Raw genomic sequence first — 17,377 nt, 5'->3', positions numbered from 1 at the left:
CAGTGTCAGGAGGTTTTTGCTGGCGCTGCGGGTTCGGCAGCCCGCTTGCGCAGGTCCTTGATGCCTTTTACGAAATCACTTGTACCGGCCAGTGAGCTGTAAACCAGGTTGATCTGAATATCCTTCACAACCGGATTGGCGCCATTGATCAGTAACTTGGCCATATCGCTGTCAGGAATTTCCAACTGCCACTGCGAAATCGCCCCGGTCCCTTCAAAGGGCAGATAACGGCCGTCGTGGAACATCAACTCATAGACCCAATCACCCGGTCCATAGCCCAGCCCGTCCTCCTGTACTTGCGAAGACAGTGCGATCTGCTGCTGCGCCCGCAGATTACGCTTGATGCTCTCAGGTGGTGGCGTTGTGCCTTCGCTGTATAAGTACTCGGCGCCTTGCAGGTCTGGCTCGACCAGCGTCATGTTGGCTGCTTGTGTGAGGATGGCGGACAACTCCTCCAATTGTTGCCCCGACTCCATCACCAGTGACACCGACACGTGCTTGAGCTGACGCAGATAATGACCGGGGTAGTTTTTATCGAACTCGCTGGCTGCAAACCCAAACGCCAGTGAGTCGCCCTGGGCAAGCGTTTTGACGTTGGCCGTCCAACTTTTTTCCGCCAGCAGCTTCCTGAGGCTGAAGGTTTTCTTGATCGTCAGTCGCCGTTCGTTGGCCAGCAAGCAGGCATTTTCCATCTCCTGCAGGTCGACCAACAGCGACTCGCCCGCCAGCATGCCTTTGTAGGAATCACTCCAGGCACTGGTTTTAATGAACGCCTCGCGTTTGTAGTCGCCGATTTCATAGCGCCAGGCCGCTTCCACGCTCAGGCACAGCGACAGCACGGCGTCGTAGGCTGCGCCGTAAAGCAGCTCCTGACGCGCCACCAGCCAGTTGTAGATCGGGATGATGGTGAAGCCGGTGGTCATGGCGACGTAGGCTTGCTCCAGGTTTTTCCGTTCTTGTCGGGCTTGTTGCAGGCTGATAGTGGAAGCATTGAGTTCGATATTGGTTTCCGTGATTTGCTGATCGATCAGTCTCATGTCCCATTCGGCCTGACGCATATCGAACGTCCACCCGGTGGCACGACGTTCGTACCCGGACTCGGTTTGAAGCTGATTGGCCAGGAAGCTCAATGCCGTGCTGGACATCGACATGGCTTTCGATCCCATTCGAGCAAGCTCGGCAGGTCGGGTACCCCCCACAGCCATGCCCAGGATGGTGGGCACCACGCCATCGATGCCTCCGGCAACGATCTCGGCGGGGATGGCCGCGTACTTGAGCACGCCCGCTGTCCAGGTCATTGCTGTCGCGGCTTCCTCTCGGGGTGACCGTCCAACTTCCAGCAAACCGGCCCAATGATTCTTTCTGAATTCAGCAGCCTCAAGACTCAATTCAAGTTCACGTTTTTTTGCCTTTATGGAATTTATGTTTTCTTTACCTAATTGCAGGGTGAAGTCGGAAATCCTGGTTTCCTGGGCCTTGAGTAATACGGACAGCGATGTATTGAACTCATCTTCCATCAGCTTCATATAATGCCGGCCCATATCCAGCAACTGCTGGGCAGCGGCACGGGCTGCGGGCAGCAACTGGCGGAAACGGTAGGCCGGAACCGGTGCGCGATTGCTGTTGTAAGTGCCGGTGATGATGCTCAGCCCACCTTTTGCCGAAGCAAACGGGTCACCTCCTTCGTCGCCCCAGCCCAGGTTTGGCAAGGCCTTGCCGTCCAGGGTCAGGCCATGACGCAGGTTGTACAAACGCCGTTCGAGGAGTTTCCTGGCCTCGATCACCCGTTGGTTGACCGGCATGCGGAAGCTGTTTTCGCTCGCCGAAGCCAAAGGCACCGGGCTCCAGCGCGACACGGCAGCGCGCTCCGGCAGCGGGCCGATCAATTTCAGTGCCTGCTGATAGCACAACCAGGCGTGATTGAGGCTGCTGAGGGTCAGCTGCCGATAATAGTGGTCGCCCTGGCGCTGCCAGTTTTCCACCAGGTTCAGGAACACAGCCTGCCGGTAATAGCGCGACAGGATGAAGGCCCGTGCAACAGGGTCCACGGACTTGCGCAGTTCGGAAGTCAGGCTGCCCACCTCCGCCAGTGGCCGGGTGTTCCAGTAAGCAGGTCGGCCATCCTTCCCGGGCAAGGCACGGTAAGGGTCGAACAGGTAATGCAGGTACCAGCTTTCTGCTTCTTCAAACTGCTGCTGCTCGGTAAGGCGGCTGGCAATCAGCGCCGGCAGGTGCAGGAACAATTCACGGAAGTACAAGCCATTGGCTCCGTGGAAATCAACGCGCGGGTTGGGCTCAGCCTTGTCGATGGTCGGTTCCTTCAACTTTTGAGTGTCCCAACCCAGGGCACGCTCAACGCCTTCGCTGGCACGGGCTACCAGTTGTTTGCCGAACAGAGTATTAAGGCGAACGCTGTTGGATGGAAGTTTGGGGAGAGTTTTGTTTGCCGAACTTAGGTCGAGGAACTGGGCCTGTTCAGTGTTTTTAACGATCATCACATCCCAGAGTTCGTCCGTGTCGCTGGTTGAAAAGTCAAAGACAATTGTTCTAGAACTTGAATTAATAGAGGGGGCATCTAGGGAGAAAAAATAATCTCCTTGTTTGTCAAAGGTAAAATCATAACTTCGTGTCCTTGTTAAGGAGTCGGAGCGTAGTATTGGGCCCTCAACCAATCGCTCGGGGCGGATGCTCCCGGGCGTTTTTACCACAAGTTCAACGTGCTGTAGTCTCTGCGGAATATCGGCCTCAATAATTGCTTTTTTAAGCTGTGGGTTGGTAATTTTTATGGTAAGTCTAAAGAGGTCCAAAGCTAAATCTACAATGCTCGGATTTTTGGGTCTTGCTGTATCGCTCGTAGCGCCAGTCTCTTTTAAAGATACTACTTGGCCGTCATATGTGTGCTGAACTTTTCGTATGTCTTTATACGACTTGAATGCAGTCATTACGAGTCTGTCTCTGCGGTCTTCGCTGTCTTTGCTGTCTTTGATATCCTTTGATACTTGTTTCTTCTCAATCAACAACAAATCCCTTGCTTCGACAAAGTAATCATCGTTCAGCGTACCTAACCCCTCACCTTTTCTCTTGCAGTTATAAAGGATGACGGTAAGCCATGGATCTGATGAGCGTTCTCCCTCTTCATTCACGAACGCCATGAGGCCTGGAATATACGTGTCGTCTTTTAAATAAGGATTGGGTATGTTGTCTTTCTTGTCAGCCAAACGCTCACCGTTTTTTGTGCCGTCCAGACACATTAACTCGTTGGCCGTGCTCCAGAATCCGTCGCTTTGCCGATAAGCATATTGCACGGAGAGTTTCCTGAACTTGGTAGGCGTCTGGTTTTTCTCATCGGCACTGGGCAGGCCGGTGGCGCCTCGTTCCACCCAGAACACATAGGGCCGACCGGCAATGATCACCGGGCGGATAGCGTCGCTGGTGTGAGGGATTGTGATGGTGTTGGACTCCTCCTTGCCAGCGGGATTTTTCACTGTTGTTACTACCGTCTCCTCATAACGGCTCTGCGCGATCTGCCCGCTTACCGGCAGCGTGATCTTTTCCCACTCACTCCAAGCGAGCGGGCTCAGGCGTTGTCGATCATCGCGCAGGCCCATGTCCACCGAGCGCCAGTAATATTCCGGTGGCGAGGTGTTGGTCTTACCGATCAGGTGATAGGTATCGTTTTTCGGATCGTGGCCGTCCAGGTAGCCACTGACAATCTGCAGGTTGCTGAGCTTCTCGAACTTGGTCAGGTAGTTGCACACCGCCGTGTGCAGCAGTTCTGTGTCCAGCTTGCCTTGATTGACCTCAACTTCCAGTTCCTGAAAGGCAGCGGTCTTATTTGGACGGTTGGCGTAATAAATCAGGTTTTCCGGGTGATTGAACTGTGCCTGCCATTCTTTCCATGTGCCGTAGTGGCTCAGGTAGCGCTGCCATGCACTGTCGGCCCCGCCCGGGAAAGGACTGCTGCTATAGCCGGGCTCCAAATGGGAAAACAACCGATGCAGGTAATGCTGCAGGCTTGCGACGGCCTGGGTGATGGCGGTCGTGTCTCTGGCTTGCGAAGTCACGCTGACATCGGTGAGGAAATAGCTGGACAGGTCATCGACGCTGCTCAAAGCGGCTTGACGACCGGCATCTTTTGGCACCCACTCGCTCAGCAGATAATCGACCAGCGCATCGCGCCACTTCACTTGCAGGCCAGGCTCGATGGCTTCTCGTGCCTCATCGGTGCAGGCGCCGAGCAGTAACAAGCCGGCGATATGAAACGCTGCATAGCTCGACGCTTCATCAAGCCATGAGACGCCCAATAGCGATTGGCAAGAAAGGCCTGTGGTGACACTCAGCGACTGCAGGCGTAGTACGACGTCGATATCAAGCATGGTTGTAGGTACACGAGCATCACCTTCTTTAGCGAACACAGTGGGGGCATCTGTCGTTGGGGTAGGCGTTGGAGTTGAAGTTGAAGTGTCAGGTGGCTCTTCAACCGGTGCGCCAATCACTCTTATTTCCAGAGGTTTTGGAAGTACCGGAGTTTTGCCGTCTGCTTTTATTTTCTTAAACTCTGCTTCCCAAAATTTCGGATCATAATCAGCTTCTTTATATTGCTCTGGCGTTAAAAGCAGTGGGCCGGGGTTCTCGGACAAGAATTTTTTAAATTTTCTATTAGTCCCGTCAACTATCGGAGAGTAACTGTGATGACCGTGATTTAAAAAATATGACAGCAATACGCTTGGCATAAAGTGCTTTAATTGCTGATGGGTGTATGCCGTGACCTCCTCTGCTGTTAGCCAAGTAATGAACTCGTCCAGCGTCCCACTTTTCTTCGCAGGTTCCTTGGTTTTAACGGTATTCGTTTCTGGTTTCCGTGTTGTGGAGGTTGTGGAGGTAGATACCATGACATGCGGCAGTGCCCATAACGTCTCTTGCATATCCCAACCAATAAACTTCCCAAGCTGACGGGCTGCGGCCTCGACCGCTGCCGGTTCAGTACTTGCACGCAGGCTCGATAAATAGCCAAGCGCATCGCCTTCCTCAAACCCGTTTTCACGACAGATGCCGATCCAGGCACGGTAGCGTGTGAGTTGGTACAGCAAAGCCAGGCTCAACTCGTTCGAGATGGGAGGTTGTGTGTTGTTCTTTTTAAAGGCGAACCATTGCGGATGCTCCATCAGTGCCTCAAGCCCCGCCGGGCTTAAACCGGTGAGGCTGATCGCGAGCGTGTAGCGCGCCATGTCGCTCCACAATGCGAAGGAGTGAGTGCGTTGTGCCTGGTTGGCAGGTACAGGCACCAGCAGGTCTGAAAGCAGGTCAAGGGGGCTTCTTTTAATCCATCTCAGCAAGGCCAGCGCATAGCTGGACGCAAGGCTTGGCTCCAAACTGTTGGCGAACATGCGCGTAAAGACGTCCTTGGCCAGGTCTTCCTGCTTGATGCGGGCGTTGGTCAGCTCCGTGGCCAGTGCCTGGGCCAAGTCGGCGGCGGCTCTGGCGGTTTCTTTAAGTTTTCCCTTGAGCAGGTTGGCCAGCTCATTCCGTAATATGGGCTCCGCCGGAAGGCGGGGTTTGATCAGGCCGTTTTTGTCGAGGTAATCCTGGAGTACGGTCAGCCAGGTGCTGTCTGTTGCTTCAAACGCTTCATTGGCTTTCGGAACGCTGCGGATGTTTTGCTCTGAAAGGCAGACGCCCGCGACGTCAGGTGGGGCTTGACCCAGGACTTTTTCGCGTGCCGCTTCGATCTGGTTCAGCACCTGATCGGAGGCTTTGGGTGCGCTCAACAGTGCCAAAACTGCCGAAGGCGTCAATTCATTGCGGCGCAACCAGCGTTCGGCGTTGGCCAGTGCCATGAGCACGTCAAGGATGTCTGCCTTGGCCGGGTCGTCGCTGATCTGCCCCTTGCCAGCCACGATGCCCTGCACCTGGTCGTTACCGAGGGTCAGCAGGGCAATCAAGTTGGCACCTTCGTTCGCACTCAAGCGCAGCAGGCGTGGCAAGCGGCTCAGGCGGTAGAGTGAAGACAGCAACGCCAGCGATCGTTTGGGCTTTCTTTGGCCAAGTGCCTTGGTGACCTGTTTCAGATAATCATTGGCCACCTGTTCGCTCAAGCCAAGCGCCCTGCACAAGCGCCCCATCGTCGAGGTGACGGCGCTTTTGCCATCGCCGTCAACCTTTTCAGCCGGGTCAAATGTGCCGTCATCGATGTTCAGCCTGTCGTCGATTTCCGCCAGCTGGCCGCTGCCAGGGCCATCCAGCACGCGGTCGAGCAACGGCACCTTGTCCCCGACGGCGTAGGGCGACACTTCGTGGATCAGCGCAGCGAATTGCTCGACCTTGACGTCGTAGGCTTCATTGAAGAAGCGGAAGACCCCGATCGCCCGCAGGGTATTGGCGGTGATGTGGAAATCCTTGGTCTGACCTTCAGCGCGCAGGGCTGACATCAGCAACAAATCGGTTTCGGCAAAGGACAACTCAAGCGCATGCGCCAGATGGATGAGTTTATGAATACGGGCGTAGTGGGCGGCGGTGGCGTCCGTGATCGCCAATTGGATGCCGGGGCCTGACAGGGTGTCTTTCAGCGAAAGGCTCTTGGATTCGCCGTTGTTGATGAACACCGCGCCGTAATGTTTACCGTCCGCCGTTTTGCTGCCGGCCACCTGGTAAGCGGTGGACGTTTTGACGCTGGTTACCCCTTCGCTGGCGCCGTCGTCGACGCCCGCAATGGCCAGCAAGTCCAATACGTCCTCGGGTTTGAGGCCTGTTTTCTGGCAGAAAAATTCCACCCTGTTCAGTTTAGAGGCTACCGATAGGTTGTTCCCGGTCGTGCTGAAGCGGGTAGCTAAAAAGTTCTCTCTATCGTTCAGGTCATCGTCCTGCAGCAGTTTTTGCAATGCCGGGCTAAAGCCGGTTGCGGTGCGCATGACCTGCCGCAGCTCATCGGTACGCAGGTTGCCATGGCAAAAATTGGGGAAGCTGTATTCAGACTGTTGCAGCAGGTCGAACAGCGGCAGCTTCTTGTGTCGCAACACGGCCTGGATCTGTGCCAGGGGATAGTGAAACGGCAACCCGACACGCTGCTGCGCCTTGCTCACTGTTTCGGCCAAGGGCGTATCCCGCCCTGCATGGGCCTGCGCCTGGCGGGTGAGGGCATTAATTGCCAACGTCAACGCAGGGATCTGTTTTTCCAGGCCCTCCTGATTCAGCAGCAGCTCACCAATGTCGGGTCGGCGTTGCGCCAGCGTGAAGCGTTCGTCCGATTCGCTGGTCGCTTCCAGCGCCAGTGCTTGTTGATACAGGGCGTGCAGGTAGGCGACCGGGCCACTGTTGGCTTCCAGTGCATCGGGTGCACACCGGTCGGCCAATTGTTCGGGAAAGAGCGTGGCGTAGGTGGCGGCGGCGGGCGTGTTGGTAGGGCTTGGCATGACGGATTCTTCCTTGATTCAGAGAGTTGGCGCAGGTGGGGCCAAGGCGCGTCGCGGCTGAACCGCACTGCGTGACGCTGGTTGAAAATTGCGACCTGTTCGGGTCCTCTGAAAAGGCTAGCCGTTCTGTGGCAGGCGCGAAGGCCCCGTGCTAGAAGGGTTCGCGATAGGGTGAATCGCCAATCGCTATATGTAAGCTGCGTGAGCCGCAAAAGAGACGCGCAAAAAAATGCCCCTGACGAAGTGCTGTGTCAGGGGCATTTTTTGCGATGGGCGGCGATGGCTTTTTAGCAGGCCGGATCGCTAGACGGGCGGCGTTCGGGTGGCTTGGGACTGGCGTAAAACATCGCCCAGGCCGGCAATCGAAGCATCCAGCAGCGCCTTGGCGGCTTCGATCTGGTGCACCACGGCTCTGGCCAGGGGGCGGAATTCCGGCGGGCTGTTATCCGCTGATTCATAGGCGGTGGCGGCGGCGCAGTTGAGGTATTCGCTTACAAGTGCGAGGGCGTCTTCGACATGGATACCGGGCTGGACCGTGAACAGGTTCTGGCTGCCGATATTGAGCCCGAAGGGGGTGGATTGGGTGACGGGTATTTCAGGGGGATGCGGCGTGGATCGAATCATTGTGAACTCTCTCTTTGGGTGCCAGATCCATTCCGCTGTCAAACAGAATGGGTGGCAGCTGTACGCGGGTTGACAGACCAGTAGAGAGCAACCTGGCGCACACGAGTGTGCCCCACGTACGGCCGCCATGAGACAGCCCACAGATTCAAAATCTGTGAATGCTCGGCTGACGCTGCGTTGTTCTCTATACGGTCTGTCAAAACCGGTCGCTGGAAGCAGCGACGCGAAAGAGGGTAAGCCCAGATCCATAGAGCCGCAACGCGCGCAGGAGAATAGCGACAATTTTCAGACGCGTCCTACAAAGATGTTTGGTTTTTATTCGTGAATGTGTCCGGAATAAACATTTTGCGGCTCATTACAACGCCGCCGACTGCGTCAATGCGGCAGATGTTTCAGGCCACGAAACGCTTCGGCTGTTGCGTCGCATCGCGAGTGAATTCGCTCTCACGGCTTTTTCATCGGTCTTGCGATAGTCGCAGGCTGCTGCTTCTCGCAGCGAGGGTTGCCGAGCACACGTTCACAAAAAGCCCCTGACGATTTTCATCGTCAGGGGCTTTTCTTACGCTGTATGACTATCGGGCGTTACAAACCGGCAGCAGCGCGCAACGCCTCGGCGCGGTCGGTTTTTTCCCAGGTGAACGTGGTGAAGGTGTCATCGCCCACGGTCCTGGTTTGCGGCGTGCGGCCGAAGTGGCCGTAGGCTGCGGTTTCCTGGTACATCGGGTGCAGCAGGTCGAGCATCTTGGTGATCGCGTACGGACGCAGGTCGAAATGCTCGCGCACCAGTTGCACGATCTTGTCGTCGCTGATCTTGCCGGTGCCGAAGGTGTTCAGCGAGATCGACGTCGGTTGCGCAACGCCGATGGCATAGGAGACCTGAATTTCGCAGCGCTCGGCCAGACCGGCCGCAACGATGTTCTTGGCAACGTAACGCCCGGCGTAGGCCGCCGAACGGTCAACCTTGGACGGGTCCTTGCCGGAGAACGCGCCGCCGCCGTGACGGGCCATGCCGCCGTAGCTGTCGACGATGATCTTGCGACCGGTCAGACCGCAGTCGCCTACCGGGCCACCGATGATGAACTGGCCGGTCGGGTTGATGTGGAATTGGGTGTCCTTGTGCAGCAGTTCGGCAGGCAGCACGTGTTTGACGATCAGCTCCATCACGCCTTCGCGCAGGTCGGCGTAGGCCACTTCCGGGTTGTGCTGGGTCGACAGCACGACGGCATCGATACCGACCACGATGCCGTTTTCATAGCGGCAGGTGACTTGGGATTTGGCGTCCGGGCGCAGCCAGGGCAGCAGGCCCGATTTACGGGCTTCGGCCTGACGGTGCACCAGTTGGTGCGAGAACGCGATCGGCGCAGGCATCAGCGCTGCGGTTTCGTTGCTGGCGTAGCCGAACATCAGGCCCTGGTCGCCCGCGCCCTGATCTTCAGGCTTGGCGCGGTCAACACCCTGGTTGATGTCGGGCGATTGCTTGCCAATGATGTTCATCACGCTGCAGGTTGCGCCGTCGAAGCCGACGTTGGAGCTGGTGTAGCCAATGCCGCTGATCACGTCACGAACGATCTGCTCCAGGTCGACCCAGGCACTGGTGGTGACTTCACCGGCAACGATCGCAACGCCGGTCTTGACCAGGGTTTCCACCGCAACACGTGCGTGTTTGTCCTGAGCAATGATGGCATCCAGCACTGCATCGGAGATCTGGTCGGCGATTTTGTCCGGATGCCCTTCGGACACGGACTCGGAGGTGAAAAGGGAGTATTCGCTCATCTCGACGGGTTTCCTGAGTGTTACCGATGGTGAGTGTCGCCAGCCGGTCGCTGAAAATGGCGGACCTGGATCTGGAAACCATTACGTAAACCTATGTACAGACTTTCCCCGGGGACCAGCCCCGCAGCGATGGCCCAACGGGCCAGATCTTCCTGTTCGAAGCCCAACCAGAGATCGCCACAGGCCTCCCTGGCCCAGCTCTGGTCATGGCTGCATAACTCTGTGACCAACAGGCTCGCGCCCGGTTTCAGCAGGTTGGCCAGCTGTTTGAGTGCTTCGGCCGGCGCCGCAAGGTGGTGAAGCACCATGTTCAAGACGATGCAGTCACCCTGAACATTAGCGTCGGACAACGCATCGGCCAGTTTCAGCTCCACGTTGTGCAATGCCTTCTGCTTACAGAGGCTGCGCGCCAGATCGAGCATGGCCGGGCTGTTGTCCAGCCCCGTGACATGCACAAAGCGCTGCGCCAGATCAGGCAGAAAACCACCGTCACCGGGGCCGACTTCCACGGCGGTGGCTGCGCAGTCGAAGCTGAGTTTGTCCAGCAGCGACAACAGGCTGTCGCGGTACTGGGGCAGTCCTGCGATCAGGTCCTGCTGGGCACGAAACTTTTGCGCAGTGCGTGCGAAAAAGTCCTGACTGGCATTGGCGCGCTGACGGTGCACCAGGCCAATGCGGGCCTGGATATCGTCTGGCAGGCAGAGGCCGTCGACCTCTTCGAGCAGCGCCGCATGAAGCTTGCCGCCGGTCCGTTCGGTGTGGGGCAGGGCGCGGCGATAAAAGATTGCGTTGCCTTCGCGGCGCGTAGCGACCAGATTGGCCTGAGCGAGCACTTTGAGGTGGTGGCTCATGCCCGACTGACCGATGGCGAAGATCTGCGCCAGTTCCAGCACGCCGAACGAATCGTTGAACAGAGCGCGCAGCACATTGAGCCGCAGCGGGTCGCCACCGGCTTTGCACAAGGCAGCCAGTTCGTCGCTTTGATCAGGTTCAAGGGCAGACGCGGGAAGATTCATAAGCGGGCAGTCTAGTTACCGACCCAGTCACTCGCAAGGCCAATATCAAAAAGTTTTGATATTGGCGAATGGTGCCAGGCAACGGGCGCCACGATTACGCCATTTGCAGGTATATCCCACGGACCGCCTGAGAAAAACCTGCTGGACGCGGGAAAATCGCGCATCAGCCTGCATCTCTGATTGCCCCCAGGCAGTGCCTGAGGGAAAATGGCCGCCTTTTTCAGATCCACTTCCTTTCTGTCTCAGGAGATCAGCGATGCCAAGCCGTCGTGAGCGTGCCAATGCCATTCGTGCACTCAGCATGGATGCCGTGCAAAAGGCCAACAGCGGCCACCCCGGTGCCCCGATGGGCATGGCGGATATCGCTGAAGTCCTTTGGCACGATTACCTGAAGCACAACCCGAGCAACCCGATGTTCGCTGACCGTGACCGGTTCATCCTGTCCAACGGTCACGGCTCGATGCTGATCTACTCGCTGCTGCACCTGAGCGGTTACGACCTGTCCATCGAAGACCTGAAAAACTTCCGTCAGTTGCACAGCCGCACGCCGGGTCACCCTGAATACGGTTATACCCCGGGCATTGAAACCACCACCGGCCCACTGGGTCAGGGTTTTGCCAACGCAGTCGGGTTCGCCGTAGCCGAGAAGACCCTGGCGGCGCAGTTCAACCGTCCAGGCCACGCCATCGTCGATCACCACACCTATGTGTTCATGGGTGATGGCTGCATGATGGAAGGCATTTCCCACGAAGTCGCTTCGCTGGCAGGCACGCTGCGGCTGAACAAACTGGTTGCCTTCTACGACGACAACGGCATTTCCATCGACGGCGAAGTCGAAGGCTGGTTCACCGATGACACGCCCAAGCGCTTCGAGGCTTACGGCTGGCTGGTGATTCGTAACGTCGACGGCCATGACGCCGACGAAATCAAGACCGCCATCGACACCGCTCACAAGAGCGACACGCCGACGCTGATCTGCTGCAAGACCACCATCGGTTTCGGCTCGCCGAACAAGCAGGGCAAGGAAGAGTGCCACGGCGCACCACTGGGCAATGACGAAATCGCCCTGACCCGCGCTGCGCTGAAATGGACCCACGGTCCATTCGAAATCCCGACCGACATCTATAAAGAGTGGAACGCCAAGGAAAAAGGTCTGGCGACCGAAGCCGAGTGGGACCAGCGCTTCGCTGCCTATTCCGCTGCATTCCCTGAGCTGGCCAACGAGCTGATCCGTCGCATGAGCGGCGAGCTGCCAGCCGATTTCGCTGAAAAATCTGCAGCCTATGTCGCTGAAGTCAACGCCAAGGGCGATACCATCGCCAGCCGCAAGGCGAGCCAGAACGCACTCAGCGCCTTTGGCCCGTTGCTGCCTGAATTCCTTGGCGGCTCGGCTGACCTGGCCGGCTCCAACCTGACCATCTGGAAAGGCTGCAAGAGCATCTTCGCTGATGACGCCAGCGGCAACTACCTGCACTACGGTGTGCGTGAGTTCGGCATGGGCGCGATCATGAACGGTATCGCCCTGCACGGCGGTTTCGTGCCGTACGGCGCGACCTTCCTGATCTTCATGGAATACGCCCGCAACGCGGTGCGCATGTCGTCGCTGATGAAAAAGCGCGTCATTTACGTGTTCACCCACGACTCCATCGGTTTGGGCGAGGACGGCCCGACTCACCAGCCAATCGAGCAACTGACCAGCCTGCGCACCACGCCGAACCTGGACACCTGGCGCCCGGCCGACGCCGTGGAATCGGCCGTGGCCTGGAAGCACGCCATCGAGCGTAACGACGGTCCGTCAGCGCTGATCTTCTCCCGCCAGAACCTGCAGCACCAGGCACGCGATGCGCTGCAACTGGAAAATATCAACCGGGGCGGTTACGTGCTGCGCGACTGCAGTGGCGAGCCGGATCTGATCCTGATCGCGACCGGTTCGGAAGTCGGTCTGGCGGTTCAGGCGTTCGACAAGCTGACCGCTGAAGGCAAGAACGTGCGTGTGGTTTCCATGCCGTGCACCAGCGTCTTCGAAGCTCAGGACGCGTTGTACAAGCAGTCGGTACTGCCACTGGAAGTCAGCGCTCGTATCGCCATCGAAGCCGCGCACGCTGACTACTGGTACAAATACGTCGGTCTGGAAGGCCGCGTGATCGGCATGACCACCTTCGGCGAGTCGGCCCCTGCGAACCTGCTGTTCGAAGCGTTCGGCTTCACGCTGGAGAACATCCTCTCCACCGCCGAAGAGCTGATGGAAGACTGATCAAATAGTCTGTGCTCCAACCCTGTAGCAGCCCGGCTTGCCGGCGGTGGCATTCTCAAGATGTCACCGCTGGCGAGCCGGACTGCTAAAGGTTAAACGGTAACGTTCAGGTTCTCTGAACACCAAAAAAATTCGAGAACCCCATGCCTCAGCCACGCCCTTATAAAGTCGCCCTCAATGGTTACGGTCGTATCGGCCGCTGTGTACTGCGTGCATTGTGCGAGCGAGGCGCGAAGGCGGGGTTCGATGTGGTGGCGATCAACGATCTGGCCGACATGGCCAGTCTCGAATACCTGACGCGCTTTGACTCCACACATGGCCGGTTTCCTGGCGAGGTGCGGGTCGAAGGCGATTTTCTGCACATCAACGATCACGTCATCAAAGTGTTTCGCAGCGCGACGCCGGAAGGCATCGACTGGGGCGCGCTGGGCGTCGATCTGGTGCTCGAATGCTCTGGCGTCTACAACAGCCGGGCCGACGGCGAGCGTTTCCTCTCGGCGGGGGCGCCGCGTGTGCTGTTCTCCCAGCCAATGGCCAGCGAGGCCGATGTCGATGCCACCGTCGTCTATGGCATCAACCAGCAAACGCTGATCGGCGCGGAGCGTCTTGTTTCAGCGGCGTCCTGCACCACCAATTGCAGCGTGCCGTTGCTGGACTTGCTCAACCGCGCCTTGGGGTTGGAATACGTCACCATCACCACGATTCACTCGGCGATGAACGATCAACCGGTGATCGACGCTTATCATCACGAGGATCTGCGGCGCACACGCTCGGCGTTCCAGTCGATCATTCCGGTGTCCACCGGTCTGGCGCGAGGGATCGAGCGGCTGCTTCCGGAACTTGCAGGCCGAATTCAGGCCAAAGCTGTTCGGGTGCCGACGGTGAACGTCTCATGCCTGGACATCACGATGCAGGTTGCCCGTGATACCGATGCGCAGGAGATCAATCGCATTTTGCGCGAGGCCGCCACCAGCGGCCCGCTCAAGGGGTTGCTGGCTTACACCGAATTGCCCCACGCCAGCTGTGATTTCAACCATGACCCGCATTCGGCAATCGTCGATGCCAGCCAGACACGGGTTTCCGGGCCTCGCCTGGTCAACGTCCTGGCCTGGTTCGACAACGAATGGGGTTTTGCCAACCGCATGCTGGATGTCGCCGATCACTTTTTGCACAGCATCCATAAACAACAGTAATAAACAGGGAACGCCTCATGACCGTGTTGAAGATGTCCGACCTCGACCTGCAAGGTAAGCGTGTACTGATCCGCGAAGACCTCAACGTCCCGGTCAAGGACGGTGTTGTCACCAGCGACGCACGTATTCTTGCTTCGCTGCCGACCATCAAGCTGGCGCTGGAAAAAGGCGCAGCCGTCATGGTCTGCTCGCATCTGGGTCGTCCGACCGAGGGCGAATTTTCCGCCGAGAACAGCCTCAAGCCGGTTGCCGAGTACCTGAGCAAGGCGCTGGGCCGTGATGTGCCGCTGGTGGCCGACTATCTGGACGGCGTGGACGTCAAGGCCGGTGACATCGTGCTGTTCGAAAACGTGCGCTTTAACAAGGGCGAGAAGAAGAACGCCGACGAGTTGGCGCAAAAATACGCGGCACTGTGCGACGTTTTCGTCATGGACGCTTTCGGCACCGCTCACCGCGCCGAAGGTTCGACTCACGGTGTTGCCAAGTTTGCCAAAGTTGCCGCGGCAGGCCCTCTGCTGGCTGCCGAACTCGATGCGCTGGGCAAGGCGCTGGGCGCCCCAGCCAAGCCGATGGCCGCCATCGTTGCCGGTTCCAAGGTGTCGACCAAGCTGGACGTGCTCAACAGCCTGAGCCAGATCTGCGATCAACTGATTGTGGGCGGCGGCATCGCCAATACCTTCCTGGCGGCGGCTGGCCACCCGGTCGGCAAGTCGTTGTACGAACCGGACCTGCTGGACACTGCGCGCGCCATTGCCGCAAAAGTCAGCGTGCCGCTGCCGGTGGATGTGGTGGTCGCCAGCAAGTTTGCCGAAGATGCCGAGGCGACCGTCAAACTGATCGCCGACGTGGCCGATGACGACATGATTCTCGACATTGGCCCGCAAACGGCGGCCCAGTTCGCAGATTTGCTGAAGTCTTCCAAAACGATTCTGTGGAACGGTCCGGTTGGCGTGTTCGAGTTCGACCAGTTCGGTGAAGGCACCAAGACCCTGGCCAAGGCGATTGCCCAGAGCCCGGCGTTCTCCATCGCAGGCGGTGGCGATACGCTGGCTGCTATCGATAAATATGGTGTGAAAGATCAGATTTCGTACATTTCCACCGGCGGCGGCGCGTTCCTCGAGTTCGTCGAGGGCAAGGTGCTGCCTGCCGTGGAAATTCTGGAAAAACGCGCCAAGGCCTGATCCAGGCCAGCGTGAAGGGGAATGAGATGGTCAAGCCATTACCGCTGTTGATCATGGCGGGTTTGTTGGTTGGCTGCGCAAGCAAGCCCGAAGCTCAGACGGCGCAGAGCAATGCGCCCGAACAGCTTCAGGTCAGCTGCTATCAAGCGGGCTGGCAGGCTGAAACCGTACCGATCGTTTACAAGCGCGGCGGTCCTGAGGTTTGGGAAAAATACGAGTTCATGCCCGCGGTTGGGCCGGTCGCCTGTCACTGAATCTGACCTGACGGCGCACTGCAACATCTGAAACCAAAGAGCCTTTGGGCATCGGCGCGACCGACAGGCACCGCGCCCAGCCAGGGCCAGGAGTGGTAATGAAAGGCTTGATTGCCCTTGTGACACTGACGCTGCTGGGCGGTTGCGCCAGCATGAAGTCGTCTGAACCGGTTGCGCCGTGGACCCATTGGGTCTGCGACAGCAAGGCGCAGATTTACTGGCGTTACGCCGATGCTGCGAACAAAGAGGTCGACGTACGCTTGAACGATAGCGAGCAGGTGTTCCGTCTGCAGGTCGAGCCCGGCGCTTCGGGTTCGCTCTATAGCAACGGCGTGCTGGCGTTCGACAACAAGGGCAGCGAAGGCCTGGTCTACTGGGACGCTACCAACGATTTGATCGGTCGCGGATGCAAGGCGCCCTGACGGGCCGGGCATTCAGACCGATGCAGCACCGGGCGGTGACTGAGTCGTACGCCCCTATAATTTGAATAGCCGCCGTTACGGCAGGCACACGCGATCAACGACCCTACCGGGAGAGAAAAAGACAATGGCACTTATCAGCATGCGCCAGATGTTGGACCACGCCGCCGAATTCGGCTATGGCGTTCCTGCATTCAACGTGAACAACCTGGAACAGATGCGCGCCATTATGGAAGCGGCCGACAAGACCGATTCCCCGGTGATCGTTCAGGCATCGGCCGGTGCGCGCAAATACGCAGGCGCCCCGTTCCTGCGTCATCTGATTCTGGCGGCGATTGAAGAGTTTCCGCACATTCCGGTGGTCATGCACCAGGACCACGGCACCAGCCCTGCCATTTGCCAACGTTCGATCCAACTGGGCTTCAGCTCGGTGATGATGGACGGCTCGCTGCGCGAAGACGGCAAAAGCCCGGCGGATTATGAGTACAACGTGCGCGTGACTCAGGAGACCGTAGCCATGGCGCATGCCTGCGGCGTTTCCGTTGAAGGTGAGCTGGGCGTTCTGGGCTCGCTGGAAACCGGTATGGCCGGTGAAGAAGACGGCGTGGGCGCCGAAGGGGTGCTGGATCACAGCCAGATGCTGACTGACCCGGAAGAAGCAGCCGACTTCGTCAAGAAGACTCAGGTTGACGCCCTGGCCATCGCCATCGGCACCAGCCACGGCGCGTACAAGTTCACCAAGCCGCCTACCGGCGACATCCTGGCGATCGAGCGCATCAAAGAGATTCACAAACGCATCCCGAACACTCACCTGGTGATGCACGGTTCTTCGTCGGTTCCGCAGGAATGGCTGAAGATCATCAACGAGTTCGGCGGCGACATCAAAGAAACCTACGGTGTGCCGGTCGAAGAAATCGTTGAAGGCATCAAGCACGGCGTGCGCAAGGTCAACATCGACACTGACCTGCGTCTGGCTTCTACCGGTGCCATTCGCGAGTTCATGGCCAAGAACCCGAGCGAGTTCGACCCGCGCAAATACCTGGCGAAAACCGTCTCGGCCATGCGTGACGTGTGCATCGCCCGTTACGAAGCGTTCGGTACCGCTGGCAACGCTTCGAAGATCAAACCGATCTCCCTGGAGAAGATGTTCGAGCGCTATGCCAACGGCGAGCTGAACGCCAAGGTCAACTGATCGCTTTTTGATCAAAGTAGCCGTTAAGAAGAAGCCCGCAGTGATGCGGGCTTTTTTGTGGG

The 17,377-nt window shown here is 58.0% G+C and carries 10 protein-coding genes; 6 read left to right on the top strand and 4 right to left on the bottom strand.

The window, feature by feature from the left end; all coding sequences use genetic code 11:
* Positions 1-5 precede the first annotated feature (5 nt).
* The 4 genes from EC915_RS23255 to EC915_RS23240 all read right to left on the bottom strand — a co-directional run bounded on the left by EC915_RS23255 (position 6) and on the right by EC915_RS23240 (position 10,822).
* Positions 6-7,409, bottom strand: coding sequence for a Tc toxin subunit A (locus tag EC915_RS23255; RefSeq protein ID WP_133752856.1), 7,404 nt, complete (start codon positions 7,407-7,409; stop codon positions 6-8).
* Positions 7,410-7,712: 303 nt separating this feature from the next.
* Positions 7,713-8,033: a DUF6124 family protein gene (locus EC915_RS23250; protein ID WP_133752855.1), complete on the bottom strand. Its 321-nt coding sequence runs from the start codon at positions 8,031-8,033 to the stop codon at positions 7,713-7,715.
* A 582-nt stretch (positions 8,034-8,615) separates the two neighbouring features.
* Entirely contained in the window at positions 8,616-9,806 is a 1,191-nt protein-coding gene (metK, locus tag EC915_RS23245; protein WP_133752854.1) for a methionine adenosyltransferase, read from the bottom strand.
* Between the two features lie 20 nt (positions 9,807-9,826).
* Positions 9,827-10,822 carry a metalloregulator ArsR/SmtB family transcription factor gene (locus EC915_RS23240; protein WP_133752853.1) on the bottom strand — a complete coding sequence of 332 codons (996 nt, stop codon included), beginning with the start codon at positions 10,820-10,822 and terminating at the stop codon, positions 9,827-9,829.
* Between the two features lie 256 nt (positions 10,823-11,078).
* Here EC915_RS23240 and tkt point away from each other — a divergent pair, with 256 nt between their 5' ends.
* From tkt to fba, 6 genes are all read left to right on the top strand, one after another.
* The gene (tkt, locus tag EC915_RS23235) at positions 11,079-13,076 is read left to right on the top strand and encodes a transketolase (RefSeq protein WP_133752852.1); all 1,998 of its coding nucleotides are present in this window, start codon (positions 11,079-11,081) and stop codon (positions 13,074-13,076) included.
* A 143-nt stretch (positions 13,077-13,219) separates the two neighbouring features.
* The gene (epd, locus tag EC915_RS23230) at positions 13,220-14,269 is read left to right on the top strand and encodes an erythrose-4-phosphate dehydrogenase (protein WP_133752851.1); all 1,050 of its coding nucleotides are present in this window, start codon (positions 13,220-13,222) and stop codon (positions 14,267-14,269) included.
* Between the two features lie 17 nt (positions 14,270-14,286).
* Positions 14,287-15,450 carry a phosphoglycerate kinase gene (locus EC915_RS23225; protein ID WP_133752850.1) on the top strand — a complete coding sequence of 388 codons (1,164 nt, stop codon included), beginning with the start codon at positions 14,287-14,289 and terminating at the stop codon, positions 15,448-15,450.
* 26 nt (positions 15,451-15,476) lie between these two features.
* On the top strand, positions 15,477-15,704 hold the full coding sequence (locus EC915_RS23220) for a hypothetical protein (protein ID WP_133752849.1): 228 nt from the start codon (positions 15,477-15,479) through the stop codon (positions 15,702-15,704).
* Between the two features lie 98 nt (positions 15,705-15,802).
* Positions 15,803-16,126, top strand: a complete 324-nt coding sequence (locus EC915_RS23215; protein ID WP_133752848.1) for an MliC family protein — start codon at positions 15,803-15,805, stop codon at positions 16,124-16,126.
* Positions 16,127-16,250: 124 nt separating this feature from the next.
* Positions 16,251-17,315: a class II fructose-bisphosphate aldolase gene (gene fba / locus EC915_RS23210; RefSeq protein WP_133752847.1), complete on the top strand. Its 1,065-nt coding sequence runs from the start codon at positions 16,251-16,253 to the stop codon at positions 17,313-17,315.
* Positions 17,316-17,377: the final 62 nt, after the last annotated feature.

It is taken from the genome of Pseudomonas sp. LP_7_YM, from assembly GCF_004364435.1.
Lineage (GTDB): Bacteria > Pseudomonadota > Gammaproteobacteria > Pseudomonadales > Pseudomonadaceae > Aquipseudomonas.
This window is presented reverse-complemented; position numbering and strand designations above follow the sequence as displayed.

What these genes read in the sequence shown, in the direction of transcription:
- EC915_RS23255 (WP_133752856.1), bottom strand. Translation starts at nt 7,409, where the DNA reads ATGCCAAGCCCTACCAACACGCCCGCCGCCGCCACCTACGCCACGCTC.
- EC915_RS23250 (WP_133752855.1), bottom strand. Translation starts at nt 8,033, where the DNA reads ATGATTCGATCCACGCCGCATCCCCCTGAAATACCCGTCACCCAATCC.
- metK (WP_133752854.1), bottom strand. Translation starts at nt 9,806, where the DNA reads ATGAGCGAATACTCCCTTTTCACCTCCGAGTCCGTGTCCGAAGGGCAT.
- EC915_RS23240 (WP_133752853.1), bottom strand. Translation starts at nt 10,822, where the DNA reads ATGAATCTTCCCGCGTCTGCCCTTGAACCTGATCAAAGCGACGAACTG.
- tkt (WP_133752852.1), top strand. Translation starts at nt 11,079, where the DNA reads ATGCCAAGCCGTCGTGAGCGTGCCAATGCCATTCGTGCACTCAGCATG.
- epd (WP_133752851.1), top strand. Translation starts at nt 13,220, where the DNA reads ATGCCTCAGCCACGCCCTTATAAAGTCGCCCTCAATGGTTACGGTCGT.
- EC915_RS23225 (WP_133752850.1), top strand. Translation starts at nt 14,287, where the DNA reads ATGACCGTGTTGAAGATGTCCGACCTCGACCTGCAAGGTAAGCGTGTA.
- EC915_RS23220 (WP_133752849.1), top strand. Translation starts at nt 15,477, where the DNA reads ATGGTCAAGCCATTACCGCTGTTGATCATGGCGGGTTTGTTGGTTGGC.
- EC915_RS23215 (WP_133752848.1), top strand. Translation starts at nt 15,803, where the DNA reads ATGAAAGGCTTGATTGCCCTTGTGACACTGACGCTGCTGGGCGGTTGC.
- fba (WP_133752847.1), top strand. Translation starts at nt 16,251, where the DNA reads ATGGCACTTATCAGCATGCGCCAGATGTTGGACCACGCCGCCGAATTC.